This is a genomic window from Celeribacter sp. PS-C1 (genome assembly GCF_019429625.1).
In the GTDB taxonomy this organism is placed as follows: domain Bacteria; phylum Pseudomonadota; class Alphaproteobacteria; order Rhodobacterales; family Rhodobacteraceae; genus Celeribacter.
On the sequence record NZ_JAHXRW010000016.1, the window covers coordinates 15,142 to 40,822 of the forward strand.

Annotated in this window: 33 protein-coding genes, 1 tRNA gene and 1 pseudogene; 19 read left to right on the forward strand and 16 right to left on the reverse strand. The window is 56.3% G+C overall.

Annotated features, from left to right (window positions below):
- The first annotated feature begins 93 nt into the window (after nt 1–93).
- On the forward strand, nt 94–1,380 hold the full coding sequence (locus J5Y17_RS17365) for an ABC transporter permease (protein WP_219787074.1): 1,287 nt from the start codon (nt 94–96) through the stop codon (nt 1,378–1,380).
- 5 nt (nt 1,381–1,385) lie between these two features.
- Nucleotides 1,386–2,237: pseudogene (locus tag J5Y17_RS17370) on the forward strand (ABC transporter permease); the annotation flags it as partial.
- Here J5Y17_RS17370 and J5Y17_RS17375 read toward each other — a convergent pair.
- Nucleotides 2,224–2,622 carry a carboxymuconolactone decarboxylase family protein gene (locus J5Y17_RS17375; protein ID WP_255572193.1) on the reverse strand — a complete coding sequence of 133 codons (399 nt, stop codon included), beginning with the start codon at nt 2,620–2,622 and terminating at the stop codon, nt 2,224–2,226. The pseudogene J5Y17_RS17370 and the gene J5Y17_RS17375 overlap by 14 nt on opposite strands.
- A complete protein-coding gene (locus J5Y17_RS17380) occupies nt 2,579–3,004 on the reverse strand; it encodes a MerR family transcriptional regulator (protein WP_219787078.1) in 426 nt (141 codons plus the stop codon). The genes J5Y17_RS17375 and J5Y17_RS17380 overlap by 44 nt, the downstream gene beginning before the upstream one ends.
- A gap of 188 nt (nt 3,005–3,192) precedes the next feature.
- On the opposite strand from J5Y17_RS17380, the gene J5Y17_RS17385 reads away from it, so the two are divergent.
- From J5Y17_RS17385 to J5Y17_RS17430, 10 genes are all read left to right on the forward strand, one after another.
- The gene (locus J5Y17_RS17385) at nt 3,193–3,888 is read left to right on the forward strand and encodes an MOSC domain-containing protein (RefSeq protein ID WP_219787080.1); all 696 of its coding nucleotides are present in this window, start codon (nt 3,193–3,195) and stop codon (nt 3,886–3,888) included.
- Nucleotides 3,885–4,736: a pyridoxal kinase gene (gene pdxY / locus J5Y17_RS17390; protein ID WP_219787082.1), complete on the forward strand. Its 852-nt coding sequence runs from the start codon at nt 3,885–3,887 to the stop codon at nt 4,734–4,736. The genes J5Y17_RS17385 and pdxY overlap by 4 nt, the downstream gene beginning before the upstream one ends.
- Before the next feature lie 273 nt (nt 4,737–5,009).
- A complete protein-coding gene (locus tag J5Y17_RS17395) occupies nt 5,010–6,311 on the forward strand; it encodes a site-specific integrase (protein ID WP_219787084.1) in 1,302 nt (433 codons plus the stop codon).
- Nucleotides 6,304–6,774 carry a hypothetical protein gene (locus tag J5Y17_RS17400; RefSeq protein WP_219787085.1) on the forward strand — a complete coding sequence of 157 codons (471 nt, stop codon included), beginning with the start codon at nt 6,304–6,306 and terminating at the stop codon, nt 6,772–6,774. The genes J5Y17_RS17395 and J5Y17_RS17400 overlap by 8 nt, the downstream gene beginning before the upstream one ends.
- Nucleotides 6,775–6,842: 68 nt before the next feature.
- Nucleotides 6,843–7,019, forward strand: a complete 177-nt coding sequence (locus J5Y17_RS17405) for an AlpA family transcriptional regulator (RefSeq protein WP_219787087.1) — start codon at nt 6,843–6,845, stop codon at nt 7,017–7,019.
- 157 nt (nt 7,020–7,176) lie between these two features.
- A complete protein-coding gene (locus J5Y17_RS17410; protein WP_219787089.1) occupies nt 7,177–7,338 on the forward strand; it encodes a hypothetical protein in 162 nt (53 codons plus the stop codon).
- A complete protein-coding gene (locus J5Y17_RS17415) occupies nt 7,335–7,658 on the forward strand; it encodes a hypothetical protein (RefSeq protein ID WP_219787091.1) in 324 nt (107 codons plus the stop codon). Before J5Y17_RS17410 ends, J5Y17_RS17415 begins: the two co-directional genes overlap by 4 nt.
- The gene (locus J5Y17_RS17420; RefSeq protein WP_219787092.1) at nt 7,655–8,527 is read left to right on the forward strand and encodes a hypothetical protein; all 873 of its coding nucleotides are present in this window, start codon (nt 7,655–7,657) and stop codon (nt 8,525–8,527) included. The genes J5Y17_RS17415 and J5Y17_RS17420 overlap by 4 nt, the downstream gene beginning before the upstream one ends.
- A 160-nt stretch (nt 8,528–8,687) precedes the next feature.
- Complete coding sequence (locus J5Y17_RS17425) at nt 8,688–8,888, forward strand: hypothetical protein (RefSeq protein WP_219787095.1); 201 nt, start codon at nt 8,688–8,690, stop codon at nt 8,886–8,888.
- Nucleotides 8,889–9,192: 304 nt separating this feature from the next.
- Nucleotides 9,193–11,658, forward strand: a complete 2,466-nt coding sequence (locus J5Y17_RS17430) for an AAA family ATPase (protein WP_219787097.1) — start codon at nt 9,193–9,195, stop codon at nt 11,656–11,658.
- 583 nt (nt 11,659–12,241) lie between these two features.
- Here the strand turns inward: J5Y17_RS17430 and J5Y17_RS17435 are convergent.
- The 3 genes from J5Y17_RS17435 to J5Y17_RS17445 form a co-directional block, all read right to left on the reverse strand.
- The gene (locus tag J5Y17_RS17435; RefSeq protein WP_219787099.1) at nt 12,242–12,817 is read right to left on the reverse strand and encodes a hypothetical protein; all 576 of its coding nucleotides are present in this window, start codon (nt 12,815–12,817) and stop codon (nt 12,242–12,244) included.
- Between the two features lie 548 nt (nt 12,818–13,365).
- Complete coding sequence (locus J5Y17_RS19350; protein WP_370628998.1) at nt 13,366–13,638, reverse strand: helix-turn-helix transcriptional regulator; 273 nt, start codon at nt 13,636–13,638, stop codon at nt 13,366–13,368.
- A 112-nt stretch (nt 13,639–13,750) separates the two neighbouring features.
- Nucleotides 13,751–14,080 carry a hypothetical protein gene (locus tag J5Y17_RS17445; RefSeq protein ID WP_219787103.1) on the reverse strand — a complete coding sequence of 110 codons (330 nt, stop codon included), beginning with the start codon at nt 14,078–14,080 and terminating at the stop codon, nt 13,751–13,753.
- A 287-nt stretch (nt 14,081–14,367) separates the two neighbouring features.
- Between J5Y17_RS17445 and J5Y17_RS17450 the strand changes: the two genes are divergently transcribed.
- From J5Y17_RS17450 to J5Y17_RS17475, 7 genes are all read left to right on the forward strand, one after another.
- Nucleotides 14,368–14,823 carry a hypothetical protein gene (locus tag J5Y17_RS17450; RefSeq protein WP_219787105.1) on the forward strand — a complete coding sequence of 152 codons (456 nt, stop codon included), beginning with the start codon at nt 14,368–14,370 and terminating at the stop codon, nt 14,821–14,823.
- 102 nt (nt 14,824–14,925) lie between these two features.
- Nucleotides 14,926–15,057, forward strand: a complete 132-nt coding sequence (locus tag J5Y17_RS19250; protein ID WP_255572194.1) for a hypothetical protein — start codon at nt 14,926–14,928, stop codon at nt 15,055–15,057.
- Between the two features lie 4 nt (nt 15,058–15,061).
- A complete protein-coding gene (locus J5Y17_RS17455; protein WP_219787107.1) occupies nt 15,062–15,604 on the forward strand; it encodes an HK97 family phage prohead protease in 543 nt (180 codons plus the stop codon).
- Nucleotides 15,594–16,049 (forward strand): hypothetical protein, encoded by a 456-nt coding sequence (locus J5Y17_RS17460; RefSeq protein WP_219787109.1) that lies wholly within the window; start codon nt 15,594–15,596, stop codon nt 16,047–16,049. Before J5Y17_RS17455 ends, J5Y17_RS17460 begins: the two co-directional genes overlap by 11 nt.
- A gap of 181 nt (nt 16,050–16,230) precedes the next feature.
- Nucleotides 16,231–16,971: a DNA-packaging protein gene (locus J5Y17_RS17465; protein WP_219787111.1), complete on the forward strand. Its 741-nt coding sequence runs from the start codon at nt 16,231–16,233 to the stop codon at nt 16,969–16,971.
- A complete protein-coding gene (locus J5Y17_RS17470; protein ID WP_219787112.1) occupies nt 16,968–17,138 on the forward strand; it encodes a hypothetical protein in 171 nt (56 codons plus the stop codon). Before J5Y17_RS17465 ends, J5Y17_RS17470 begins: the two co-directional genes overlap by 4 nt.
- A 299-nt stretch (nt 17,139–17,437) precedes the next feature.
- Nucleotides 17,438–18,799 carry a P-loop NTPase fold protein gene (locus J5Y17_RS17475; protein WP_219787114.1) on the forward strand — a complete coding sequence of 454 codons (1,362 nt, stop codon included), beginning with the start codon at nt 17,438–17,440 and terminating at the stop codon, nt 18,797–18,799.
- A 218-nt stretch (nt 18,800–19,017) separates the two neighbouring features.
- Here J5Y17_RS17475 and J5Y17_RS17480 read toward each other — a convergent pair.
- From J5Y17_RS17480 to J5Y17_RS17530, 11 genes are all read right to left on the reverse strand, one after another.
- Nucleotides 19,018–19,094, reverse strand: a tRNA-Arg gene (locus tag J5Y17_RS17480).
- A gap of 92 nt (nt 19,095–19,186) precedes the next feature.
- Nucleotides 19,187–20,404: a cysteine desulfurase gene (locus tag J5Y17_RS17485; RefSeq protein ID WP_219787116.1), complete on the reverse strand. Its 1,218-nt coding sequence runs from the start codon at nt 20,402–20,404 to the stop codon at nt 19,187–19,189.
- Between the two features lies 1 nt (nt 20,405).
- Nucleotides 20,406–20,900 (reverse strand): YIP1 family protein, encoded by a 495-nt coding sequence (locus tag J5Y17_RS17490; protein WP_219787118.1) that lies wholly within the window; start codon nt 20,898–20,900, stop codon nt 20,406–20,408.
- 13 nt (nt 20,901–20,913) lie between these two features.
- The gene (sufD, locus tag J5Y17_RS17495) at nt 20,914–22,212 is read right to left on the reverse strand and encodes a Fe-S cluster assembly protein SufD (RefSeq protein ID WP_219787121.1); all 1,299 of its coding nucleotides are present in this window, start codon (nt 22,210–22,212) and stop codon (nt 20,914–20,916) included.
- Complete coding sequence (gene sufC, locus J5Y17_RS17500; protein ID WP_219787123.1) at nt 22,212–22,973, reverse strand: Fe-S cluster assembly ATPase SufC; 762 nt, start codon at nt 22,971–22,973, stop codon at nt 22,212–22,214. Before sufC ends, sufD begins: the two co-directional genes overlap by 1 nt.
- Before the next feature lie 126 nt (nt 22,974–23,099).
- Nucleotides 23,100–23,366 (reverse strand): hypothetical protein, encoded by a 267-nt coding sequence (locus J5Y17_RS17505; protein ID WP_219787125.1) that lies wholly within the window; start codon nt 23,364–23,366, stop codon nt 23,100–23,102.
- A 123-nt stretch (nt 23,367–23,489) separates the two neighbouring features.
- Complete coding sequence (locus J5Y17_RS17510) at nt 23,490–24,047, reverse strand: hypothetical protein (RefSeq protein ID WP_219787127.1); 558 nt, start codon at nt 24,045–24,047, stop codon at nt 23,490–23,492.
- A 129-nt stretch (nt 24,048–24,176) separates the two neighbouring features.
- Nucleotides 24,177–24,800: a hypothetical protein gene (locus J5Y17_RS17515; protein WP_219787129.1), complete on the reverse strand. Its 624-nt coding sequence runs from the start codon at nt 24,798–24,800 to the stop codon at nt 24,177–24,179.
- A 12-nt stretch (nt 24,801–24,812) separates the two neighbouring features.
- Nucleotides 24,813–25,025 (reverse strand): hypothetical protein, encoded by a 213-nt coding sequence (locus J5Y17_RS17520; RefSeq protein WP_219787130.1) that lies wholly within the window; start codon nt 25,023–25,025, stop codon nt 24,813–24,815.
- Between the two features lie 3 nt (nt 25,026–25,028).
- Nucleotides 25,029–25,340 carry a heavy metal-binding domain-containing protein gene (locus J5Y17_RS17525; RefSeq protein ID WP_219787132.1) on the reverse strand — a complete coding sequence of 104 codons (312 nt, stop codon included), beginning with the start codon at nt 25,338–25,340 and terminating at the stop codon, nt 25,029–25,031.
- 2 nt (nt 25,341–25,342) lie between these two features.
- Nucleotides 25,343–25,648, reverse strand: a complete 306-nt coding sequence (locus tag J5Y17_RS17530; RefSeq protein ID WP_219787134.1) for a hypothetical protein — start codon at nt 25,646–25,648, stop codon at nt 25,343–25,345.
- Nucleotides 25,649–25,681 lie beyond the last annotated feature (33 nt).

Below are 25,681 nucleotides of genomic sequence, written 5' to 3' on the forward strand. Positions count from 1 at the left end.
GTGTTTAAGCTAAACGCTTAAACATGAAATGAAAAAGCAAAGGGGCGCCCTGTCCCTTTGCTCCTGACACGCCTCAGACACGATGGACGGATCATGAGCGACACGACCACAGAAGACAGCACCCAAAACGGCCCGGTTCTCGCCGCCGATGGCACGCCCTTACGCCGCAGTCTCGCACGCGCGCTCCGCCGCCAGAAACTGCGGGCTTTGATGCTGATCGCGCCGCTTCTGATCTTTATCATGGTCACCTTCATTTTGCCCGTGGCAGATATGCTCTACCGCTCAGTCGAGAATGGCATCGTTTCTGAGACCCTGCCGCGCACGGTGGTCGCACTTGCGGACTGGGACGCCAGTGGCGATACCCCACCCGATGAGGCAGTCTTCGCCGCGCTGGCCGCCGATATGCAAATCGCCGCCGAGGAAAAGACTCACACCAAACTCGGGTCGCGCCTCAATTACGAAAATCCGGGCATGTCGTCCCTGTTCCGTAAATCCGGCCGCCAAGTGCGGCGTTGGGATCTGGAAACCGACGCGCCGTTCATGGAGAAATTCCTCGACATCGACGAGGACTGGAGCGACATTGACGTCTGGCGCACGATCCAGACCTATTCGCCCTCGACGACCTCCGGCTATTATCTGGCCGCAGTGGACATGCAGTTGGGCGCCGATGGCCCCGAGATGCGGCCGGAAAACGAACGCATCTACCTCAAACTCTTTGGTCGCACTCTGATGATGTCTTTGGCCATCACCTTGAGCTGTATCGCCTTGGGTTATCCGGTCGCCTGGCTTTTGGCGAACCTACCGATGCGAACGTCCAACCTCTTGATGATCCTTGTCCTCTTGCCCTTCTGGACCTCACTTTTAGTCCGAACATCGGCGTGGAAAATCCTGCTGCAACAACAGGGTGTGATCAACGACATCCTTGTCTGGATCGGCCTTGTGTCAGATGACGCGCGGCTTGTGATGATCAACAACCAATTGGGCACGATCATCGCCATGACGCACATCCTTTTGCCCTTCATGATCCTGCCGATGTATTCCGTGATGCAGTCGATCAACCCGAGTTACCTGCGCGCCGCCAAAAGCCTCGGCGCCACAGATTGGACGGCGTTCTGGCGGGTCTATTTCCCGCAGACCGTGCCGGGCATTGGCGCAGGATCGATCCTCGTGTTCATTCTTGCCATCGGCTATTACATCACGCCCGCCCTCGTCGGCGGCACCACGGGGACATTCATCTCGAACCGCATCGCCTTTCACATTTCGACCTCGCTCAACTGGGGCTTGGCGGCCGCGCTTGGCGGCATCCTTCTCGCGGTCGTTCTCGTGTTCTACTGGGCCTATGACAAATTTGTCGGCATCGACAACGTGAAGCTGGGGTAATTGCCATGAGTTTGCCATCCTACGCCACCACCGGTCAGCGCATCTGGTACTACAGTTTCCGTGTGCTTTGCGGTCTGATCTTTTTCTTCCTGATCGCGCCGATCGTCGTTGTCATCCCGCTCAGCTTCAATGCACAGGATTTCTTCACCTTCACGCCGGAGATGTTGCGCCTTGATCCCGAGGGCTATTCGCTCAAGCACTACCGCGATTTCTTCGGCAACAGCGATTGGCAGCTGGCGCTTTGGAACTCGCTGAAGATCGCGCCTCTGGCAACGATCCTCTCCGTGAGCCTCGGCACCCTCGCCGCCATCGGCCTTAGCCAGCCGCATGTGCCGTTTCGTCGGGCGATCATGGCGCTTTTGATCTCTCCGATGATTGTGCCCCTGATCATCTCCGCCGCCGGCATGTATTTCTTTTTCAGCCGGATCGGCTTGCAAGGCACTTATACCGGCGTCGTTCTGGCCCATGCGGCCCTCGGCATCCCCTTCGTGATCATCACGGTAACCGCGACGCTCGTGGGCTTTGACAATTCGCTCACCCGCGCCGCCGCCAATATGGGCGCCGACCCGGTGACCACGTTTTTCCGGGTGCAGATGCCGCTGATCCTGCCGGGGGTGATCTCCGGCGCGCTCTTTGCCTTTATCACCTCATTCGATGAGGTGATCGTCATCTTGTTCGTCGGCTCGGCCAGTCAAAAGACCCTGCCGTGGCAGATGTTCATCGGCTTGCGCGAACAAATCAGCCCGACGATCTTGGCTGTGGCGACCATCCTCGTGGTGATCTCCATCGCCCTTCTGACGACCGTCGAACTGTTGCGCCGCCGCTCCGAGCGCCTGCGTGGGATTACGGGGCGCTGAAAGCCGCGTCCTGCCGTGCGGCAAAGACCTCCTTGGCGGCGAACAAGCCGTTGAGCGCGGCAGGAAAACCGGCATAGACCGCCATTTGCATCAGGATCTCGGTGATCTCCTCTCGACTAAGGCCGACGTTGAGGCCGGCCTCCAGATGCACCTTGAGCTGCGGTTGCGCCGTGCCCATAGCCGTCAGCGCGGCAATTGTCGCGATTTCGCGATCCCGCAGTGACAGTCCGGGGCGCGAGTAGATGTCGCCAAAGGGAAACTCGAAAAGATAGGTGGCAAAATCTGGGGCAATATCGGCCAGCGCATCGATGACATGTTGCCCCGCTTGGCCGTCGATCTCCTCAAGTGCGCGCTTGCCGCGCTCCAAACGAGTCGTCGTGGTCATTCTGTCGTGGTTCGTCATGGGAATGCGTCCTTTGTTCCGCTTCGACATATGTGTCGATTTTGGTGTCGAGGACGAGAAGACAGGACTGAAGATCGGCCAGATGGGCGCGCACCTCTTCACGATGCTCTTCCAGCATGCGCCGACGCTCCGGCCCGGTGTGATCACCCGCCGCGCGCAACTCCGCATAGCGCAACATGTCACGGATCGGCATGCCGGTCGTTTTCAAACGGTCGAGAAAGGCGATCCAGACGAGAATGCTCTCGTCATAATCCCGCCGTCCGCCCGCATCGCGATCCGCATAAGGCAGCAGCCCGATGCGTTCGTAATAGCGAATGGTATGGGCCGAAAGCCCCGAGCGTTTGGCAAGTTCACCGATCTTCATAGCCCTGCTTTCTCATCAAGACGCAGACAAGCCTAGAGGTTCGAGCGCGCTCTAAGTCAAGCATGTTTCTCACATCTTTTTCCGGCCTTTGAGCCGCGCCCGTCACGCAAACCGGCCTGTGCATCTTCGGAACTGGCCCTTGGCGCATAGGCCGGATATGTCCAGACAAGCACCCATAAGGCCCCCAGATGACTGACAGCCCCACTTTTTCAATCACACTTTTGACCGGCCCCGTCGCCGCTTTGGGAAGCAGCGGCAAAGACAGTGCGATTGCCAAATACCCGGTGGACTGCCCTGTCGCGCTCCTCCCCCAAGGCTTTGAGAGTGACGCGCAGGCCGACCGGCGGGTGCATGGCGGCCTTGAGAAAGCCGTGCATCATTATCCTTATGAGCACTACACGACGTGGCGCACGGAACTTGGCCCCCGCCCCGCGCTGACCGAACCCGGAGGTTTTGGCGAGAATATCTCCACCACCGGGCTGACCGAACACGACGTGGCCGTGGGCGACATCTTTCGAATTGGCACCGCGCTTGTGCAGGTCTCACAGGGCCGACAGCCCTGTTGGAAACTCAACCATCGGTTCGAAACGCCGGATATGTCGCGCCGGGTGCAGCAAAGCGGACGCAGCGGCTGGTATTACCGCGTGTTGGAACCCGGCATCGTGGCACCGGAGGACCAGTTGACATGTCTCGACCGGGTGGCACCGGAATGGACCCTTCACCGGCTCTGGCATGCGCTTTATGTCGACAAAATGAACCTCGACAAACTCAAAGGCATCGCAGCGCTTGAGGTGTTGGCCGAGGGTTGGCGCAAATACGCGGTGCGGCGGCTAGAGAGCCGTCGTGTCGAAGACTGGAGCAAAAGATTGGACGGCACAGAATGACCCAGCCCCCCTTCGTGATCTCAATCCAAAGCCAGGTGGTCTTTGGCCATGTCGGCAATTCGGCGGCGCTGTTCCCGATGCAGGCGGCGGGGCTTGAAGTGGCGGCGATCCCGACCGTGGTGTTCTCCAACACACCCGATTACGAGACGCTGCGGGGCCGTGCGCTGCCGCCCGAATTCTTTTCCGACCTCTTACAAGGCGCACGCGAACGCGGCCTTCCTGAGCGTGCGGATTTCATCCTGACAGGCTATATCGGCTCGCTTGATGTTGCGGAAATGGTGGCGGATTTCGTCGCCGAGGCCAAGGCCGTGAACCCTGCCCTGCGCTATCTCTGCGACCCAGTGATGGGGGATGCAGGTCCCGGTCTCTATGTGCCTGAGGCGATTGCGGATGTGATGCGCGACCGGCTTTTGCCCATGGCCGACATTGCCACACCGAACCCCTTTGAGTTGGGATGGCTCACGGGTCGCGAAATTGCGACGCTCAACGACCTTGAGGCCGCGAAACGCGATCTGAAAATTTCCGAGACCGCGCATCTGATCGCCACCGGCTGCGCACTCGACACCACGCCCGAGGGCCAGATCGAAAGTGTCATTCTTGGGCCGAATGAGGGCATCAGCCGCCATCCGACCGAACACCTGCCGATCGCCCTGCCCGGCACCGGCGATCTGTTCGCCGGGTTGATCCTTGCGGGGCTGGGACGCGGTTTGGCTTTGCCGCAAGCTGTGGAAACCGCGCAGACCCTCACATCGCGCGCGCTTGCCCATGCAAAGGTGCTGGGCGCAGGCGAAGTCGTTCTGAGCGAACCAGAATTTCGCCGCACGCTTTTGAGCCTCGGATCAGACTAACCGACGGGCTGCCGCGCGAAAAACATCAGTCAAAACAAGAGAAATGGCGCACCCAAGAGGGGCATTCTCTCGCTAGCGACCGATAGCAACCGGGGATAACTTTTAGCATCAATTCAACAGCTTAGAATGAATAAGGCGGAAAACCTTTAGCAGCCATTAGCAACCCGCCCCAGCCTAGCGCACAATCTTTTTGGGGTAGAAAATGGGTAGCACCTTGCTTTCAGGAAGTTCGATTACATAAAAAGGGGTAGAAGCACAGAACGGAGCTCCCATATGGCCAAGCCGAAACTTTCAACTGTTAAGGAACTAGACGCCCTGACCCACACGGGGGCCAATGACAAGCCCGAGCGATATGGCGTTGAGGGCATTCCGGGTCTTTACATGCAGATCACCCCGAAAGGGAGCAAGAGCTGGCTTTTGCGAGTGTCAGTGAATGGCAAGAGCCGCGAGCTAGGTCTTGGCGGCTATCCTGAAAACGGCCTCAAGGACGCTAAAAACAAGGCCAAGGAACAGCGCGCCAAAGCGCAGCTTGGCATTGACGCTAAGGCTGAAAAGGAAGAGACCCGAGCCAAGAACGCTGCCGCAGCACGCGAGGTCGAGGCCAAGTCCTACACCTTCGAAAAGGCGCTGGACGATTACGTTGATATTAAGCGCGCCACATTCAAAACATATAAGGCTCAGATGCAGTGGGAGTCGCCAGTGCGCCGGTACGCCCTGCCAGTGGTTGGCAAAATGCTGGTGGACGAAATCACCGTGCAAGACGTGCTTAAGATCATTCAGCCGCTTTGGGACACCAAGAACGAAACCGCCGGTCGGGTACGTTCGCGCATGGAGTTGATTATCGCGTCGGCAACTGTGAGGGGATATCGCAAGGGAGACAACCCGGCCCGATGGGTCGGCAACTTGGCAGCGGTCCTGCCCCCGGCCAAGGCAGTTCATAAGGTTCGCAATATGCCTGCAATCCCATTTGCGCGGGCGGCTGAATGGTTTGCTGAGCTTCACCAGTGCGCGGGCATGGGCGCTCGTGCCTTGGAGTTCCTTGCCCTAACCACCGTGCGCTCCGGCAACGTGCGCGGGGCCGTTTGGGACGAGATAGACCTTGAAGCGGGCATTTGGGAAATACCGGCGGAGCGCATGAAAATGCGTCAAGCACACGCGGTTCCACTCGCCACGGCTGCCCTCGACCTCCTGAAAGCCCTGCCCCGCATGCAAGGCAATCCACTTGTGTTCCCGGCCCCGCGCGGCGGTGAGCTTTCCGACATGACCCTGAGCGCCACCATGCGCCGAATGCACGCCGCCAAGCTGGAACAAGACGGTATCGGCTGGATTGACGAAACGAGCAAGGCCCCGGCAGTGCCGCACGGCCTGCGCAGTACGTTCCGCGATTGGGCTGGCGATATGACCGAATACCCGCGCGAGCTAGCCGAAATGGTCTTGGCGCACACTGTCGGTGGGGTTGAGGGCGCATACCGACGAGGACAGGCTATAGAGCGCCGACGCCCCATCATGGAGGCATGGGCCGCGCACCTTACCGGCGCAGAACAGGAAAGCGGAAAGGTGGTGCGCTTTGGTTAAGATGAACTTCGACGCGACCAAGCCTTTCAGTTGGAAAGACACCTATCCGACGCCGGAAGAATATGCACAGGCCGCGTGGGAGCGCGAATATACATGCGACACTCTGGATGAATTGATCGAACACGCCTACGATTTCCTTGCTGCATACGAAGAACTACATAAGTTTGCTGTCATGAACAGAGACGTCCTGTCAAATGAGGTCAAGGTAGCCATATTCGACGCGCTTATGGTTCCTAAAAAGCCACACAAGAGCAGTGCCGTGACGGATTTCAAGAAAGGGGTTCTTCGTTCTATCGCTATAGTCCTGCATCGCGACTATGGTCTGCCCTATACGCGGAACAGCGAGAACGACACGCACATAAAGAGCGCGGCATCCGTGATGGCAGGCCTTAAGATCGAGAACGGCGAAAAGTCAATAAACAAGAAGCTCGCCGGGCTACCTACCCGCAAAAAAGAGAGCTGATTTTTGCGTGCAATTTTCTAGCGCGACCAAGCTAATTTGGGTGCAACCTAAAGCAATAGGAGCACCCGATGACCTATCTCGACGTGAAACAAGTCGCCGCCCGTTATGGCGTTCACAGACAAACGATCTGGCGCTGGCGCAGCGGCTTGCCCGACTTCCCGCAGCCTGTGGCCTTTGGTCCGCAAACCGTGCGCTGGTCGAAGCAGAGCCTTGACGACTGGGACGCCTCACGCCTTTTGGCGTGATGGCGCCTGCCCCCGGCGCAAGTCTTTGTTGAAATTCAAATTTTTTAATATTGATTCAATAGAAATACCCCCATTTGCCCCATTGCGAGCGTTTCTCTCCTGCCATATTTAATATTTATTAGGTCAGCAATGCTGACCCAAACTACAGGATAGCCAGATGGAAGAAGTCAAGAACTTGATTACGCCGGTGCCAGAGAGTGTGCACCGCGCTATCAAACAGGAAGCCGCCGAACGCGGCATCACAATGACCGAAGTTGTGCGCGAACTTATTCAGCCGCTTATCGCGCGCCGAATGCTTCAAGTGGAGAACCACGCATGAACAGAAAGCAACGCAGAGCTAAGATCAAGCGCGGCAAACCGACCAAACGTCAACAACGCCTCTACGACGCGGCGATGGAGCTTTTCCGGGCATCCGGGTGCCTCCGGTGTGGCGCGCAAGACGAAAGCAAAGGTGCCGCTATGCTGGCCGGAACCTTCCAGATAGTTTGCAATGATTGCGTGAAAGACGCAGACAGCATCATAGCCACCATTACGCCGGTTATTGAAAGCCCCTACCCGCCCCAAATTGAAGGTCTCACTGCCTACGAAGTTACTGGCAAACCTAAACGTGCCGAATTTGTGAAGGTGAGCGACCAATGACAAAGAAAAATGACGATCTCGTGCAATACCTTAAGAGCGACAGCGCCGAACTGACCTTCCAGCGCATGTTGAGCGGGTATGTGATTGCATTCGCGCGCGAAGGGGCCACCGTGGAGGACTTCAAGGGCCACGCCTTCGCTAAGGGCTTCGCGGCCATACTGCGCCGGGGCATTGAAATGCAAACCATGTCTGACAAGAAGTATCAGGCGGAGTTGAACAAGCTCAACACCGAGCACACGATTGACGACGTGTTGGCGACGGAGGGCATTGAATACCCGAAGCCGTGGAAGGTAAAGAACCCGACGCCCGCCAAGATCGCCAAGGTGACAAAGAACGCAATCGCGAACGGGCCGAACCGCATCCCGCCGCGTGAGTTGCCGCCTACGGCACAGCAACGCTTTGAACGCATGTCGATTGGCAATGTCACAGCGCTTAAAACTGGCCATAGCGCGCCGCAAAGCCCGCCGCCGGGGCAAGGCCAGGCAAAAGCGCTCAGTGCGCCCCCTGCCCCCGCCGCAACGCCGCCTAGCCCGCCCCAAATTGGTAGGCCACCCAGCCGCACCGCGCAGTTTACCGTGATGGCGCAATCGCGCAGCGATAACGAGCAACAATACTGGAACGTAACCCTTCGCGACGACATGGACCGCAAGGTCTTGCTTCGCTTCGCCCTCAACGCCGCGCCTGAGACGCAAGCGCAATGGGGCAAGCTCATGATGCACTTTGTGCAGCGCCTTGGCATGACGGGCCACGAGACCGACCCGAACGCGATCCTTAGGCGCACTATTGATATTCCAGTCGGGCGTCTCAACGGCAAGCGGTCGAACACATTCGCTGGGCTGGCATCTGTGGGGGCGGTGCTGGAAGCATGATGATCTACATCGGCTCGAGATATGGCGTGGCGTTTGGTCAAAGCCGAGCTTGAGGGCGACACCCTGCTACCCGCGAAAAACTAACCCGAAATTTGCGCGCAACTCTTCTGAACTCCGGCGGTAGTCATGGACTATCGAAACCACCAAAGGAGTAAACGGAATGCACTATTTTTATGCGATGGCGGACGACCAAATGGTTTTGCACGTCTACCAACAAAAGAACGACGAGAAACTCACCAGAGAGCTGGCGCTGGCGCGCTTGAGAGGCGGGATTTATGGCACGACCACGCGCCCGGACCAAATCCGCTTATATGATAAAAAGTATGCGCACTTTGAAACCATTGAGTTGATCTCTGAATAATCAGTATGGCCCCTATCAACAGGGGCCATACTTCTTTGTAAGTTACTGATTTTTATTATAAATACCGCCTAAACCATTAAAATACCCATTGCGTTTACCCTATTAGCGCCTTATTAATGGGGGGCCTTTTCTGGCCCTTGCTTCGGTGGCCCGGCTACGTCAGCCTTTCCTTCGGGAAAGGAGCTGGGTTCACCACCGCAAAGCCGGTCGGCCTGTGCGTATTGCAACCTCTGCGCATCAATTTGTAGAGCAGCGAACTGACGTTCGCTTTTGTTGAAGCACGGGTTACGAAAGGAAATACCCCATGCAAATTCAAGACAATGCGACGCCTTTGGGCGATAGCGCAACTGTGCCGTTTGACCCGCTGATCGGGTTCTATGGTGAAGGTCGTGGCTTTTCTCTTACCCGGAAAGGCGAAGGCGAATACGCCCCGATAACATGGCGGCAACTGACCCACATGATGCGCAGCACGTCACGAGCGCCTGCCCCCTCGGTTGCCGAGATAGACGCCAAGGTAAAGAACCTACTTTCTGTAGCTAAAGACGCGAAAGAAGGCTCCAAAGCCGCTGAGTTCGCCACATTGTCAGAAGACGAGCAAAGAGCTATCGCCTGCGATGAATGTCACGCTGACATTAAAGGTCGGCAACCGTGGGTTATCTACAGCGACTATCGCGAATGGGACGCCCGCACTTCCGCCGCACAGGAAGATAAAGGTGTAGCGCTGGCCGTTGGCATCGACGCCGACGATGTGAAGGTTGAGGCTGTGAAGAGTGCCTTAGCGCAGGTCCTGCCCGGCGTTCGGTACGCCTTAGTGACTTCTTACAACCATCTTCGCGGCGCTAAAGGCCCGCGCGTTCGCGTGGTGGTGCCAATGACCAAGGGCTTCCATCCAAGATCGTACCCATACTTCGCACAGGCGATCTACGAGGAAATGGCGAAGCACGGCGTTGTCTGTGACGCCACCAGCGGCAAGGTCACTCAAATTCAATACTTCGGCCAAATCCATTGTGAAGGCACCCCGGAGTTCTACGAGAACGACGGTGCGGCGCTGGACGTCTTGGAGTTCCCTCATCTGATGGAGCGCACAGAAGCGCTCTTCTGGGAAGATCATGCAAACGCGGGTAAGACGTCAGAGCGCCAACAGCAAGGCGCGCTTTACGAGTTCAACCGTCATGTCCACACCGAGCAGCTTTTGCAGATGTTTCATTACGAGCTGCAAAGCAACGACAAATGGAAATACCCGAACCAGTCCAACGCGGGCACCTTGGTCGTCCACGACGACGGCGGCTGGGACAGCCTTAGCGGAACAATGCTTGACGAGGTTGGCGGCCTTAAGGGCGCTTGGACCAAAGACAACCGGGTTGGCGGAGACGCCGCTACACTGTTCGTCAAACACGCCCTTGTTGATCATTGCGGCATGGACCCCACGGCTGCCTTCAACACCGTGGTTCAGATCGGTCATGCGATGTCTCTTGGCTACCAGCTAAATATGTTCGATCCGGTGTCGCAGGCAAAGGCATTTAGCCCCGACGACCTGACACCACCGACCGGCCCGTGCTCGCCTCAGAGCTATCGCGCTTGGTTTACAGCGCATGGCGCATGGCTGTGGCAGAACCTTCGCGTCATTGGGGACCAGCCAGCCCCCGCAGCACTGGACCTTTCCGCTGATACCCCATCGCTTTTTGAATTCAGCTTTGCAACAGGAGACGAAATGACCGAACAAGTATTCTACCACATCGACCCGTGGCTTCCGCGTAATTCGGTCGTCGCCTTCTATGGCCGAGGCGAAACGGGCAAATCGACGTTGGTAAGCACGATCTGCGCAAGCGTTTCGGATAAGGTTTCAACGCTTTGGGTTAGCAGCGAGGAAAACAAAAACCAGATCGCCGTGCGCTACACAAAATCCGGGGGCCATACGAACACCCTTGTGCCCTTGTCCGCTGCACCGAAGTTGAACGGAACGGATAAGGTCGCAATTTTCGACTGCTACGAGCATCTGGAAAAGACGATTTGCGACGTTAAGGCCGCGTGCCACCAGAGCCGCCCCCTTGGTGTTGTCGTGCTCGATGCCATTGGTGCACTGGTCACTTGGAAGAAAGGTGAAAATGCCAATGACGACGGAGCGGTAAAGCGCCTTATAGCGCATCTGAGCACTCTGGCAGAACGGCATGAAGTCACCATTGTAATGATTGGTCACTTCAACAAGCGGGCGCAGTTGGAACAGTATGTCTCTGACGCCGTAACTGGGTCAGCCGCTTGGACAAACTCGCTGCGGCGTGCGTTTGCCTGCGTAAAGGACGAAACGAGCGAAGACGGTTTCAGCAACTTTGTCCTGTCCGTTAAAGGCAACCAAGGTTCCCCGCTGGCCTGCGCGTATAAGACGATCCCGGTGCACACCATCCATTCACGAGCAACCGTGGTGAGCGGATCCGCCGATGAGGTCTTGTGCAAAACAGAATTCACAACTGAAATTCAATGGGGCACAAAAGCTGTCAGGGATATGGTGTACGAAGGCGAAGAGCACGAGACCACCGCGAAGAAAAAGGCGAAGAGCAAAGACCAGCTTTCCGCCATGGCAGACGCGTTCAAAGACGCCGTGCTGCAGATCGGTCGGCCTTGTTCAAGGGCCGATGTAGAAGGCTACATTAAGCAACAACGCGGCCTTAAGATTTATCCCTACCATTACAGCAAAGGGCTGGACGAGTTGATACAGGAGCGCGCCGTGAAAATTGAAGCATTGCCGCACAACAAATTCCAATACTCTTGCTGATACTGATTATCGGCAAGCCATTCATAGGCTCGCATTCGTGCGGGCCTTTTTGTTTTTGTGCGGCGCGCAGCTATATAGGGCCACTCCCCTATTATATGGCCCATATTTCTATATATCTAATATTTCTAATATTATGGCCTATGACAGCTATATAGAAATATAGCTATATAGCCCAAATAGGAGGGGGTACTCTATATAGCGTGGCTTGCAACAACAACCGACAGCGGCCGATTGATGTTTGAAAAATGGACAGATGCAGCAACCCACCTATAAAAACCTTAACGAGCCGCCCCCACGGCTGCCAGAGCATCCAACAAACAGCCAATAACGACTTGACAGGATATTCCCAGCTCCTCACCACCTGCCCCCGATCAGACGTCCGCCAAATCCCAGCTGAATTGTGCAGCGCCGCCACAGGTCCGCTTTGAGCCCTTAGTGCCGTATGTCAGAACGTTTTGATTCCTTGTCCTGTGCATCTAAATGGCAGGAAGGTAGCTTTTCGCCGCCCCTTCATCAAAGTCTGCGCTACGGGTATTGCGGTGATCCGTTGCAAACAGTCTGTATGTCCAGAAACGTAAACTCGCTAATGGTCCATGAGCTTTTTTAGAAATTGGGCGGTAAACATCTCTGGCTTGGCCTTCATGACGTAATGAAGCGGCCTTCTAAGAACGTATTGCTTATCGCGCTGCGGGTCATAATGGTGACATTCGAATAGTAAATCTGTATCGAGATCATCAAGGCTTTGGCCCTCAAACAGAGTACCCTCAAAGCTGATCTCAAGGTGTTCACCACCGTTTAGGACATGCTTTGGCCTGTATTCTGCGCGCTGCGAGGACATAAAAACCCAGTCATCTTCCGGGCTTGATCTTCCGTGTCTTTCGTCGAATTCCACGCGGGATGATGTAACCACGAGGCGTCGAAGCACCACAGGATAGGTTCGGCGGTTCCATAACTCTAACTCGACAAATATCGCACAACCCAAACGGTCTTCGACGTTCTTCGACTTTAAACCGTGAGTTACATCCAGCAGGATCGGGGGCCAGCCAAAATTATTTCGATACGAGTGGCGAAGGGAGATGACAGCAACGGTGATACCGGTTGCAGTCAAGGTCACGTATGCAATGAATTGCATGATGTCTAATAAATCGGCGTTAATCATTCGTCTTCCTGATAACATTAAATAACAGGCTTACACTCGACTAGTTGAGCTGTCGACTGGACCTCGGAGCAACCGCCTGTAGGAATTTAATCCGAGGTCGGCCCTGCGCCGGTCGTCTATTCCCTTATGCGGAATCGCCCGAACTTTGCAAAGCTCGCTTCCCTGCACATTGCCGACGCTCGAACCGCTGCAGACTGCGGATGCAGCGAAATGCGGCTCCGTCCGCGCAAATGCCGTGCAGCCCATTTCCGCCCTCCCAGCCCTTCAAAGCGCCAAAGGCATGAATTTGGACGGCCTAGACGGCGCTTCGCGCAATCAAATAGCCTCCCCGCCGGTGCAGCCCGCGCGCCCGGCCCTCCACCCACGGCTGCCAATTATAAGCCCAACAAAGCAGCCGCTCAGACTTGATTGCAAACGCGAATTTCCCCGATCCGATCAGATACCCCATTCAATACCCCCTCTCGGAGAGCATAATCCATGACATTAATACAGCTTGTTTGACTTGGGGTAGCTGTCTCATCCACAAGGTTGCGGCGGAAATTCTGGCCTCATTCCTGGTCCGCCAGAAGATCAATCCAGTTTACACCTAGCGCATCGGCAATCTTTTCTACTGTTCTAAGTGTTGGAGAATGGTCCCCTTTAAGCAACATACTAATATACCCACGCGAACTTCCAATATCTAACGATAGCTGGGTGGGGTAAATTCCGTTCTTATCTAGCATCTTGGAGAGATTTTTTTTGAACACTGACGTCAGCGGGTCATTCTTCACAACGAATATCCAGTAACATTTTTTGTATGCCCGAGAGGCCAAATACGGCATTCGCCTATTTGCCTGCCTTTTACTAGACGCTTTTTAAGTTTCGAATCCAGATCCCACGGCAACAAAAAGGTCCACAAAAGAGTGGACCTTCTCACATCAGATTTTGAAAAGCTCAGTAACCGTTTTTGAGGATGTCACTCACTCGCATACTTTCCTCATTTCGGGCATAACACTCACGCTTAATCAAATCTCCGAATTCACGGTATGATCCCCTGAATTCACGCGCAAAATCCTCATAAACGGGGATGTAGTCTTTCGTCACCATATCCACTGGAATAGATAAATCATCCGCCTTAACCCAGTAAGCGACAGCGGCTGCGATGCGCGCCTGCTCCTCGCATTGTTCAATAACCTGCTCAGATAAGGTTACTTCTTTAGGCACATCATTTGCGACGAGGATCCCGTTAATGACCGAAAACAAACCTACAAGAACCAGTTCCATAAAAATACCCCCATCGGTTGACGGGGGTATTTGAAGCATAGCCTGATCCAGAAGGGAAGAGGCTTATTGCTCTTGTCGAAGTTGGGGCAAAATAACTTCCTAGATGGACTCAGGGAGCGATTTGACCACACCCGAAATAACATTAATTTCACATCACAACACAATGTAAACATTAATTAAATTTCAAAAAATTTCATTTGCGATAGCCCTAAGAGGCCCTATTATGGGCCTAGGTGCTTACGGCACACCGAGCCGCTGCAAACCCAAAAAGAACAAAAGGTGAACTAATGGCACAAGACAGACTGATCACTGCACTGGTCTCGCCGGAACTGCATCAGGATTTTGCATCCCTCGCCAAGTCCAAAGGCATGAGCGCGTCCGAGCTTGCGCGCGGCTATCTGCTCAAGGGCATGACGCTGGAAGCTGAGAAAGCCGGATTTCCGGCCATGGCGGAGATCGGCGACGAAAGCTCCATGCGGGAATATCTGCAACTGCGCTTCGGCCTCGCCCCCACGGTTGCCAATGAACTCGTCACCTTCGCAAAGCATCTGCTCGCCACGACGCCCCCAGCGGAGGTGGTTATGCAAACCGCGCTCTTTCTGAGCGATGCACGGGGCGAAGCGCCGCTCTATTCCAGCATTGACGAAATGCGCGGCTCCCTACTCGCTTGCGGGCTGAGCAACGAGCAAGTGCGCGTTTTGGTGAACGGCGCGAAATTCATGGCGGAGGTCGAACATGCCTGATCCCGAAGCCACACGCGCCCAATTGCAAGATTTGCAGTCGTCCAAGCTTGAACGGGCCAAGGCAGCACTCCGCCGCGAAATCCAACGTAAGGAACAAAGCAAATGAGCTTGAAAGACAAGATCACGAAAGAGGTCGCCGCGCTTGAGGCCAAGGGCAAGGACGCATCGGCATACGAAAAGATGCAGCTCGACAATCTCAAGCTCAAGCTGGCTGCCATGGACCAGAAAGGCTAACGCCATGTTCATCGAAGGATACGCCAGCCACATTTCAATCGACAGCGCCCGCGACATGGTGTTGCCGAGCGCCTTCGCTGACAGCATTGCCAAATACGGGATCAGCGGCCCGAAGGGTATCAAGCTCCTTGCATACCACGACACCCGGATGCCCATTGGCGCGATCACCAAACTGGAAATGCGCAACAGCGGCCTTTGGATGGAGGCTGAGCTTGATGAAGGCATCAGCTACGCCAAAGACCTCGCCGCTGCGATCCGCGCAAACGGCGGGCTGTCCTATTCTATCGGCTATCGGCTGGTGGACGTTGATTTTATCGACAACGCCCCCGAGCCGTATTTCAAGATCAACAAGCTGGACCTGCGCGAAATCAGTGTCGTGACCATTCCCTGCAACAGCGAATGCGTCATGGCCTACTCTGACAGCCGCGAGGCCAAAATGTTGAGCGACATTCGCGCCATGAAAGCCGCCTTCGCACCGACCGGCGGCATGGCGCAATCAATGGCCGAATTCAAACAAGCAATCAAGGAACTGAAGAATGGACGTTGAAGTTTTGCAGGCCCGACTTTCGCGGCAAACTGGCGACGAGCGCCAGAACATGCTCATTGCCACCCGCGTTTCGCCCAAACGCCTTTCCGACTGGCTGGCCTTGCCTAATGCGCACCCGCTGGAACCCGAAGAGGTGGACGAGCTTTTGGGATGGGTGCATGGCGAGTTCGGCATGGACAGCCGCACGCAAGGCTGGATCAGGATCAAGCGCGCCGATGTGGCAACCGTGAAGATGCAGCGCTTCGCAGCGCCGAAAATCGAGGCCAAGACCTACACGGCAGGCCAAGGCACCACTGGTGCCAAGGTAATCAAAGAGGCGAGCGCCCCAGTTGGCAATCAGAACGTGCCGGAAGCTGAACGCGCCAAGGCGAACCGCAAACCGGACGTGCCTGCGAAGAACGAGAAAGAGACGCAACCGTTGTTCGGGCTTGGGTGGCGCAAATGAGCGTGCACGACGTCCCGCCGTGCACACAGAACCCGCCGGAGGAGCTTCCAACCAAGCCACCGCGTCAGACCGGCGCTGATTAGCCGGGGTAAATGCAGGGGTGGCGCGATCATGGCCAGATGTAGCGCAATGCAAACAAACCTTTATGGCCCCCGCAATGGGCGCTTAGGAGAAAACGCCAATGGCGCAAGGTAAGACCAACCGCGTGAACAGCCCCCTTCTGGACAAGTATCTGGACTACTGCCCCGATCCCGAAGCCATTTGGGAAATTCCCGTAGGCTTTGACGATACACCCACCTCGTCGCTGCGCGAGAACGGAAGCGGCAACCCTGCCCGCTTCGACAGCCCCATGGAGCTTTGGGAGGCATGTCGCGCCTATCTGCGCTGGTGCGTCGGCAACCCGCGCCATGAAGCCAAATTCTTCCACCATGACGGTGTCGGCAAGACGCACAAAGTCAACCTCGCACGGGTGCCAACGCTTACTGGCCTGTGTTCGTTCCTTGGCGTGTCGCAAATGACGCTCAACGCATGGTCGAACCCAGACGCCAAGAACGCGGTTGAGCGCTTCCACCCGGTGATGGAGCATTTCCGCAATATCATCTTTGACGAGAAGTATTCGGGCGCAGCCGTTGGCACGTACAACGCCGGATTTATGGCCCGCGACCTCGGCCTCATGGAGAACTTCAACGTCTCCGGCCTGCCCGAGACCAACGTCACCAACAACGTGACCGTTGCCGACCCGTTCCCGCAGGAAGACCGTGCCGTGTGCGTCCACCCCGACGACCCCGACCCTTTCAACCCAGACGGCCCGCGCTTCACCATGCGCCAGATTGCCATGGGCATTCCGTTCTTCGCTCCGAACAAAGAACAGTACGCCGCGACCAAACTGCCACCACCGCCCAAAGAGGAGACAGACGAATGACAAAACCCGATTACAACAAACCGCCCTATTCAGTTGAAGACGCCGAGACCGGCAAGATGATCCCGACACCTCAGAACCCGCATTACTCTGCATGGAAGGCCAAACAGGACATGAAGCGACAGACCACGGTCAACGGCACAGCGAAGTCAATGCCGCGCGCCGGATAGAACCGCCTACCCTGAGTAGACTTTCAGTTCATAGCTGACTTTCAAGCCTCGCGCAGAGGACGACCAGTCTTAGCTCATAGCTGCGCTCCCTTCCAAGTGCAGCAACTTGGCCACGCGAAGACCGAGTATGAAAAGGTCAGTCGCGAAGATATTTCGTCAAGATCGAAGCGCCGAACATTGGCACTCAATCAAGAAAGCTTTCTACTAGTTGATATTATGGGGTGTTCGAGCCTTCGACTTCGTGGTTTGTAAATAGTATCGAACCGTTATTCGGCACAAGCGCCAAGATGAGGGAGAAAATGAAAGGCTCAATTGATGAAGACGACGTTTGGTGCGACGATCGACTCGGGTATTCAAAAATTGGCGCCGCATTTACCAACATCGTGAAGTCAATTTCGGATAGTAAAGTGATTTCCATCGAGGCGCCCTTTGGTCATGGAAAGACCTTCTTTCGAGAGAGGTGGACCAAGGAGTTGGAAGCATCCGGTGAGAGGGTCATTGCAATTGACGCTCAGCAGTCGGACCATTCGGGCGACCCCTTAATAACTTTCATGGGCGCACTTCTTTCGGAGAAGTCGAGGGAGGGAGAGCCGCTTTCCGCCAAGCTGAAAAACAAGGCTTTGCAGCTCGGCGGGCTATTGGGGCGATCAACGCTCCGTGTTCTTCTTCGAAATGGTGCAGAAGAGCTCATCGAAGCTGGCGCGGATTGGGTTAAGGATAAATCCCCAGATATTCAGCAGATCGACGAAAGCGTCGATGAATTAAAGGAAGGACTTTCCAAGGCCGCAGGACACATGATTGCCACCCATCTGGCGGCGGAACACGCAAGAATTCACGAACTCCCAGAGCAAATTGACTCCATCAGAGACACATTAACCGACGGATACGAAAACAATAGGATAATCATTATCATCGACGAGCTAGATCGTTGCCGCCCTGAATATGCGATATTGTTGCTCGAGTCCCTAAAGCTCGTATTCGGCAGGCAAGGGTTTGTATTTTGTTTGATGGTTAATCACAGTTATTTGGAAAGTATCGCGCATCATCGGCTCGGCACTGGAAATCAGGGCGAGCTTTACTTGGAGAAATTCATCGACTTGCGACTTCGATTGAAGCCTAAAGCGGGTATGTCGGCACTTCTAGCTGAGGAAGCATTCAAAGACCTTAGCGTTAGCATTCCCTATGGCGACGTTGCGACGTTTGGTCCAAAGCCAATGCTGGAGCTTCTCGTTAGAATCGTTGAAAACGAGGGGCCATCAATTCGCCAAATTAAGCGCGCATACGAAAGAATGGATTTGCTAACGAGAATGTATAGGGAGCATCCTATTGACCTCCCTCTTTTAATGGTCATGACATTTGAAGACGCTTTGGCAAGAGAAGGGATCATTGAAAAGTATCTACCCCGCGGGGAGCTTTCGCCTGAAAGCATATCAAGATTCGCGGATGAATACGATGAAGCCTCAAGGATGGACGCTTCCCGATTGTTCATGCTGGACGAGTATTTTGACGAAACTTTTGGTGAGTTGGTCGGATTGGCCCCACATCGCTACGGCTACAACGAAGACCTTCCCGCGCCAATTCAACAAATTAAAGACCTTGCGCCTCGTTATATTTCGGCGCATCGACGAATGTTGGATGGTGTCATGGAAATTCAAGTCTGAAATCTGAAAACATAGCCAAATGCCAGAAGCACCGGCTTCCTTCCGCAGCCCTCAATCGAAATAAAGATCATTGGACTTATTTAGCGCCGAATGAAAATTCGGAGACAGTCTTTGTGTGTGGCTCGCTAACACGGCTGCCCCTAGCCGAAAAAGCATATGGGGTAGATATGGGGTAAGCTCCCAAAAATCCTTAAATTCCCAATGGTTTCAAATGTGTTTGGCGCACCCAAGAGGATTCGAACCTCTGGCCTCTGCCTTCGGAGGGCAGCGCTCTATCCAGCTGAGCTATGGGTGCGCGGGCTGACCGCGTCAGTGGGGTTTCTATAGGGGATGAAAAACGGGCGCGCAATCGGTTTTCCGCGCCCGTCTCAGGATTTGCACAGGCGCTTAGCCAAAGAATTCCCGGCAAAGCTCCAACGCCTCGACCAGACGGTCGACTTCCTCGGTGGTATTATACATGGCAAACGAAGCGCGGCAGGTTGCGGTGACGCCGAGATGCTGCATCAACGGCATGGCGCAATGGCTACCCGCGCGCACCGCGACGCCTTTTTTGTCCAAAACGGTCGAAATGTCGTGCGGATGCGCCCCTTCCATGGTGAAGGAGAAAATCGCCCCCTTGCCCGGCGCCGTGCCCTGCACATTGAGCCAGTTCAGGTTTTGCAGCTTCTCGGACGCGTAAGCGGCCAATTTGGCCTCATAGGCGGCGACGTTCTCCATCCCGATCTGCATCAGGTAATCGAGCGCCACACCCATGCCGATGGTCTGGACGATGCCCGGTGTGCCGGCCTCGAATTTCAGCGGCGGTTTGGCATAGGTCACGGCATCTTTCGTCACCGTGTCGATCATGTCGCCACCGCCCATAAAAGGCCGCATCTCGGCCTGACGTTCGGCCCGGATATAGATCGCGCCGGACCCTGAAGGACCGTAAAGTTTGTGGCCGGTGATAGGATAGAAATCGCAACCGATGTCCTGCACATCGACGGGTCCGTGCACCGCGCCTTGCGAGCCATCGATGAGAGTCGCGATGCCCTTCTCGCGGGCGGCGTGGCAGATGGTTTTCACATCGACCCGCGTGCCGGTGACGTTGGACATTTGCGTCACAGCGACAAGTTTGGTCTTCGGTCCCATGGCGTCGATCACTGCCTGCGGATCAAGCGATCCGTCGGCCGCGCAATCGACCCATTTCAGAACGACGCCCTGACGTTCGCGCAGAAAATTCCACGGCACGATGTTGGCGTGATGTTCCAAGACGGAGAGTACGATCTCGTCGCCGGGCTGCAAGTTCTCCATCGCCCAGGAATAGGCGACAAGGTTGATCCCCTCGGTGGTGCCGGAGGTAAAGACAATCTCGTCCTCATGACCGGCGTTCAGGAACTTTGCCACCACCTGACGCACGTTCTCATACTTGTCGGTCGCAAGGTTAGAGAGATAGTGCAAGCCACGGTGAACATTGGCATATTCCTCAGAATAAGCCTTGGTGATCGCGTCAATCACCACCTGCGGCTTCTGCGCCGAGGCACCGCTGTCGAGATAGGTCAGAGGCTGACCGTTGACCTGCCGTGACAGGATCGGAAAATCGGCACGAATGGCGTTGACGTCAAACATCTCAGCTCTCTTTCTCAACTTTTCGGGCGACTTCAGACAGCATCGCGCCCCAGAAATAGATCAAGGCGGCAAGCGCCAAAACGCCCACCGCAGTTGTGGCTGCACCGGGGCCCACAAAGCCTGCGGTCAGACCCCAGAGGAGCCACAGAGGCGCGGCACACAAAAGCCCCCAAAACAGCGCCATACGAGTTTCAAACCCCGTCGCAGGAGATTTTGAAAGACGCAGGACAAAGGCCACGAGGCCTGCCAGCACGTAAAAGACCAAAGGCATGATAAAAAGCCAGCTTAGCAAAGTGGCCCCCATCAGCATTTGCACCTCTTGGCCGGTCTCGAAGGCCACGCGCGACAGACGCGGCCACTGCGCGACAAAAATGAGCCCACAGGCCAGCATCAGGGTGACAAGAGCGCTGCCCTCATTCTCCCCGCCCGCCAGCCTGTGACGGAGCACCGCGCGCGGCGCGCGGTAGCTCTTTGCGATATCGGTGACGACGCCCATGGATCGCTCAGGCTCAGCCCACGCGGCGGCGGGTCAGCCAGCCTTCGAGACGATGCAGGATGTCTTCGGCGATGGCCTCGTCTTCGATCTCCTCAATGGCTTCGGCGAGGAAGGCCAGCGTCAAAAGATCGGTCGCCTCCGCCGTCGGCACGCCGCGCGAGCGCAGGTAGAACAGAGCCTCCTCGTCGATTGCCCCCACGGTCGAGCCATGCGAACAGGCGACGTCATCGGCGTAGATCTCAAGCTCCGGCTTGGCGAGGAACTGGCTGTCGCCATCGAGCAAAAGACCTTGGCTGATCTGATAGCCGTCGGTCTTTTGCGCACCCGCTTTCACCAGAATCTTACCCTGGAACACACCTTTCGCACCGTTGCGCAGCACTTTCTTGAACACCTGACGGCTTTCGCAGCGCTCTGCATCATGGGTGATGAACACCGTGTCGTCGTGGTGGAAATCGCCATCGCCCAGAGCCGCGCCGGCGACATGCGCCATAGAGTCGTCGCCTTGGATGTCGAGCACCACTTCGTTGCGGGTCAAAACGCCATTGGCGGTCATGGTGAAGCTCTTGAACAAAGCCTCTTGCCCGATGGTCGCGAACACATGCGTGACCGCACGACGTTCGTGATCACGGCCCTGCGCACGGACATGGTGGAACGCTGCCTTGTCTGAGACTTCGACCTCCATCACCTTGTTGAACCGTGCCGCCGCCGGACCGTTTTCCAGAACCGTCAGATCAGCCCCATCTTCAACGCGGATCACATGGTGCAGAATCGCGTCAGAGGTCTCGTCGCGGTGCAGATAGACCAAAGAGACCGGCTTCGCGACTTTGCCCGTGGCACGGATCACCACGCCATCGGTGGCGAATGCGGTGTTGAGCGTCGCAAACGGGCGCTCGACGGGCTCCTGCGCCTTTTTCTCCTGCACGCCATAAGCGTCCTTCACCCAATGGATGTCGGCGGAGAGCGCATCAGACAAACGCATGATCTCAAGGTTTTCGCCCTCAAGCGCGTCAGAGGCCTCGGCATCGAAAACACCATCGACGAAGACCAGCTTGATCCGGTCGATGCCGGAAAACACCGGCGCCTCATCGGCGTGGAACACCACTGCGGGTTTGGCCGCGTCAGCATTCAAAGTGTCCGGACGGGTCCAGCGCCAATATTCGTCACGCCCCTGCGGCAAACCCATGGCGAGCAAGCGGCTCAAAGCGTCCTGACGCAGCGCCTCTGCCCAAGCCGCGCCTGCAGGCAGGGTCATGCCTTCAAGGCGGACGCTGGTGGCGTCCAATTTACGTTGTTTCAACTCTGCGCGGTTCATCAGGCGCCCTCCACCTCGGCCAGAAGATCGGCATAGCCGTTGTTCTCGACCTCAAGCGCCAGCTCGGGGCCACCGGTCTTGATGATCCGGCCGTTGGACATGATGTGCACGACATCGGGTTTGATGTGGTCCAGAAGACGCTGGTAGTGGGTGATCACGATGAAGGAACGCTTGCCGTCGCGCAGCGCGTTCACGCCTTCGGACACCAGTTTCATCGCATCCACGTCGAGGCCGGAGTCGGTTTCATCGAGGATACAGAGCTTCGGCTCCAGCATCGCCATCTGAAGAATTTCATTGCGCTTTTTCTCACCGCCGGAGAAGCCGACATTGACCGGACGCTTCAGCATTTCGGCGTCGATTTTGAGCGATTTCGCCTTGGCGCGGATCTCTTTCAGGAAATCAGTGGCCGACAGTTCCTCCTGCCCACGCGCTTTGCGTTGCGCATTCACGGCGGTGCGCAGGAAGGTCATGTTGCCAACGCCCGGAATTTCAACCGGGTATTGGAATGCCAAAAACAAACCAGCTGCGGCGCGCTCTTCCGGCTCCAGTTCGAGGATGTTTTCACCGTCGAGCAACACTTCACCCTCGGTCACCTCATAGCCGTCACGGCCAGAGAGCACGTAGGAAGTGGTAGACTTGCCGGAGCCGTTCGGGCCCATGATGGCATGCACTTCGCCCTCGCCGACTTTCAGGTCGACGCCTTTGAGGATTTGCTTATCCTCTTCTTCAAGTTTGACGTGGAGGTTTTTGATTTCCAACATATTATTGTCCTTTCACGAGAAAGGGCCCGCGCGGGAGAACCCGGCAGGCGCCTGTGTGTTTTTCATGTGCGTGTGTGGAGGTTGAGGCGCGAGATCGCGCCATATCAGAACGGGTGCTTGATGCGATCAGACGCCCGAAAAATGCAAAAAGATCAGCAGGCCGGAGCCCAGTGCAATCAATTTCAGAAGGCCGGATTTGAGCCCCATGGCCAAGAGCGTGCGTTTGAGCAAGCGCTCTTCTTGCACGACACCATGGTGTTTGACGCCCGAGACACGTTTGCCCTTCGGTGTATCCACGTCCTGAAGGCCCGTGTAGACGGTCGCGAATGTATTGGGCGCTCCGGCCTCGATACGTTTGATCCTGTCGGCGAACTGAGCGTGCTGATGCTGCATCTTCTCTCTGCCCCTTTCCTCTATCTTCCGCCTCAGAATGGCCGGAGATTTGGGAAAGATTTGGGCGGGTTACGGGCATTCTTGCGCCCGATACAGATGACGCGGCGTCAGACGCGCGCAGGGTCAGATGTGATAGCTGTGGCCTCGGAAGTAGAGTGTGCCCGGCTCGGTCGTGTCCGTCACATGTTGCACCCATTGCTGGGAGAAGAGTTTCGAGAACAGGTCGGGCATTTCGTGCACCACATTGTGCATCGTCACGAAGGCCAGCAAAATCCCCGCGAATTGCGTTCCCATGCGTTTGACCGCCGAAAGAGACACCATTTCGCGCAGAATGAAGGCCACGAAGATCGCGATGACGACGTCGAGCGCCAGATCGGCATCCGCAGAGCCCAAGGCTTGTGCCCCGGAGATTTGAAAGCGCAACACCCGTGCGATCACTGCCGCCAACCCGCCCATGGCGAAGGCCAGCACATAGGACAGGATCAGCGAGAGCCTCAGGTGCGGATCGCCTGTATAGGCGCGCCCATGCACGCCCTCTGCCTGATGCCGCTCGATGATTTCTGTAAGACGTTGATTGCGGCCATGGGTGCGCGTTTGCGCGGGGCCCATCCCCTCGAGGCGTGTTTTCGGCGCCTGTGAAACACGACCAATGCGGCTGAGAAAGTCCTGATGCTGATCCATCACGGTCCCTTTTACCTTCGCTATGCCCCACATTAACCATGGTTATCACGGAATCGTGGCAAAATTCAGGCAGAGCCAAAGCGCGAGAGGGATCGAGACAAGGGAAAGCAGCTTGGAAATCGGCCATGGTCATGCTTTCACCTGAAAGGCCTTGAGCAGGCTATAAAGCGCGCTGGACGGCAGCGTCGAGATCGGCGTGAGGTCGAATTGCGCCATCCGGCCGTGGAAGGCAGTCGGCGTGGCAAACTCGGTGATGATGCCATATTTGTCTTCGCGCCCGACATAATCATCGACCAGCACACGCGTCGGGCGCGTGATCGACACCATCGTCGCAAAGAAACAGCCAGCCCGAAACCGCCCGTCGATCAGAACCAGATCGGGGGCTTTCAGCTCGTCCCGTTGCCAGACGCCAAAGCAGTAATCCGGGTATTTGAACCACTTGCCATTGCCTTTGGGCCAAGACCATTCCTTGGTCTCGCCAATCTCGGCATGAAGTAGATTCAGTTCGGCTTTCGGCGGATAGGCCGCGAAATGGGTCTCCATCGCCTTGTGCCAGGACTTATCCCCCTCGATCGAATAGATCGTCTTGCCCGCCTGTGCGGCACCATAAGCCGTCGATCCGCCGGAGCCATATTCGACGATCACCTGAGCCGCATCATACTGCGCGCACACAAAATCCCTGACCTCCCCGGGGAAGGTCAGTTCCGGCCCGCCAGGGCCGAACACGGGGATATGTGCGCTTTGCAGGGTCATATGTGGATCATGTCAGCCGGAGAAGGTCACAAGTTTGATCACCGCCGACAGCACAAGCGCGGCGATAGACGCCAGAAACGCCGTGGCCGCGACGGAATTCATGAACAACCCCTCGCGCTTGCCCGCTTTCACGCGGACGAGAAGCCCAATGAAGACGCCGATGAAAACGCCAAGGCCAATGCCCGCGGAACTCGCGAGAAACATAGGGAAAAGGTCGAAGCGCATGGGTTACTCCACTGTAACGGCTGTGCCAGAGGCGGAGACCATAAGCATCTGTCCGATCACCTCATAATCGAGATCGACACCGACGACCGCATTGGCCCCCATGACCGCCGCGCGTTCCTGCATCTCGCGAATGGCGGTCTCTCGTCCCTCGCCCAGCTTTTGCTCATAGGCGCCCGAACGCCCGCCGATGATGTCGGTTACCTGCGCAAAGAGATCGCGCACGATATTGGCGCCCATGATGGCCTCGCCGGTGACGATGCCATGATACGCTGTGATCTTGCGCCCTTCGATGGAGGGGGTCGTGGTGGTGATCATATTCAGTCCTCTGTTCTGTTGTGACGCGCCGTGTTGAGACAGGCCACAAGACGCAACATCAGCAGGCTCCAGATCATGAAGAGTGCCGCGCAGAGCAAAACCTCCCAGGTTTCCGCCCGCAAACCGCTGAGCCAGCCCCGTTCGACCAGCTCTGCGACGATCTCGTCATGGAGCATCGTCAGCCCGAAAACGCCCACCATCAGCAGGACGAGAACGGACACTTCGCGCCCCTCACCCGCCGCACGTGCCCCATGCCCCGGATAAATCCGGCGCGCCTTGGCCACACTTTTGGAAACGGATTGGATCATTGGTCTTCTCTCCCGCTGTTCTAGGTGAATGCG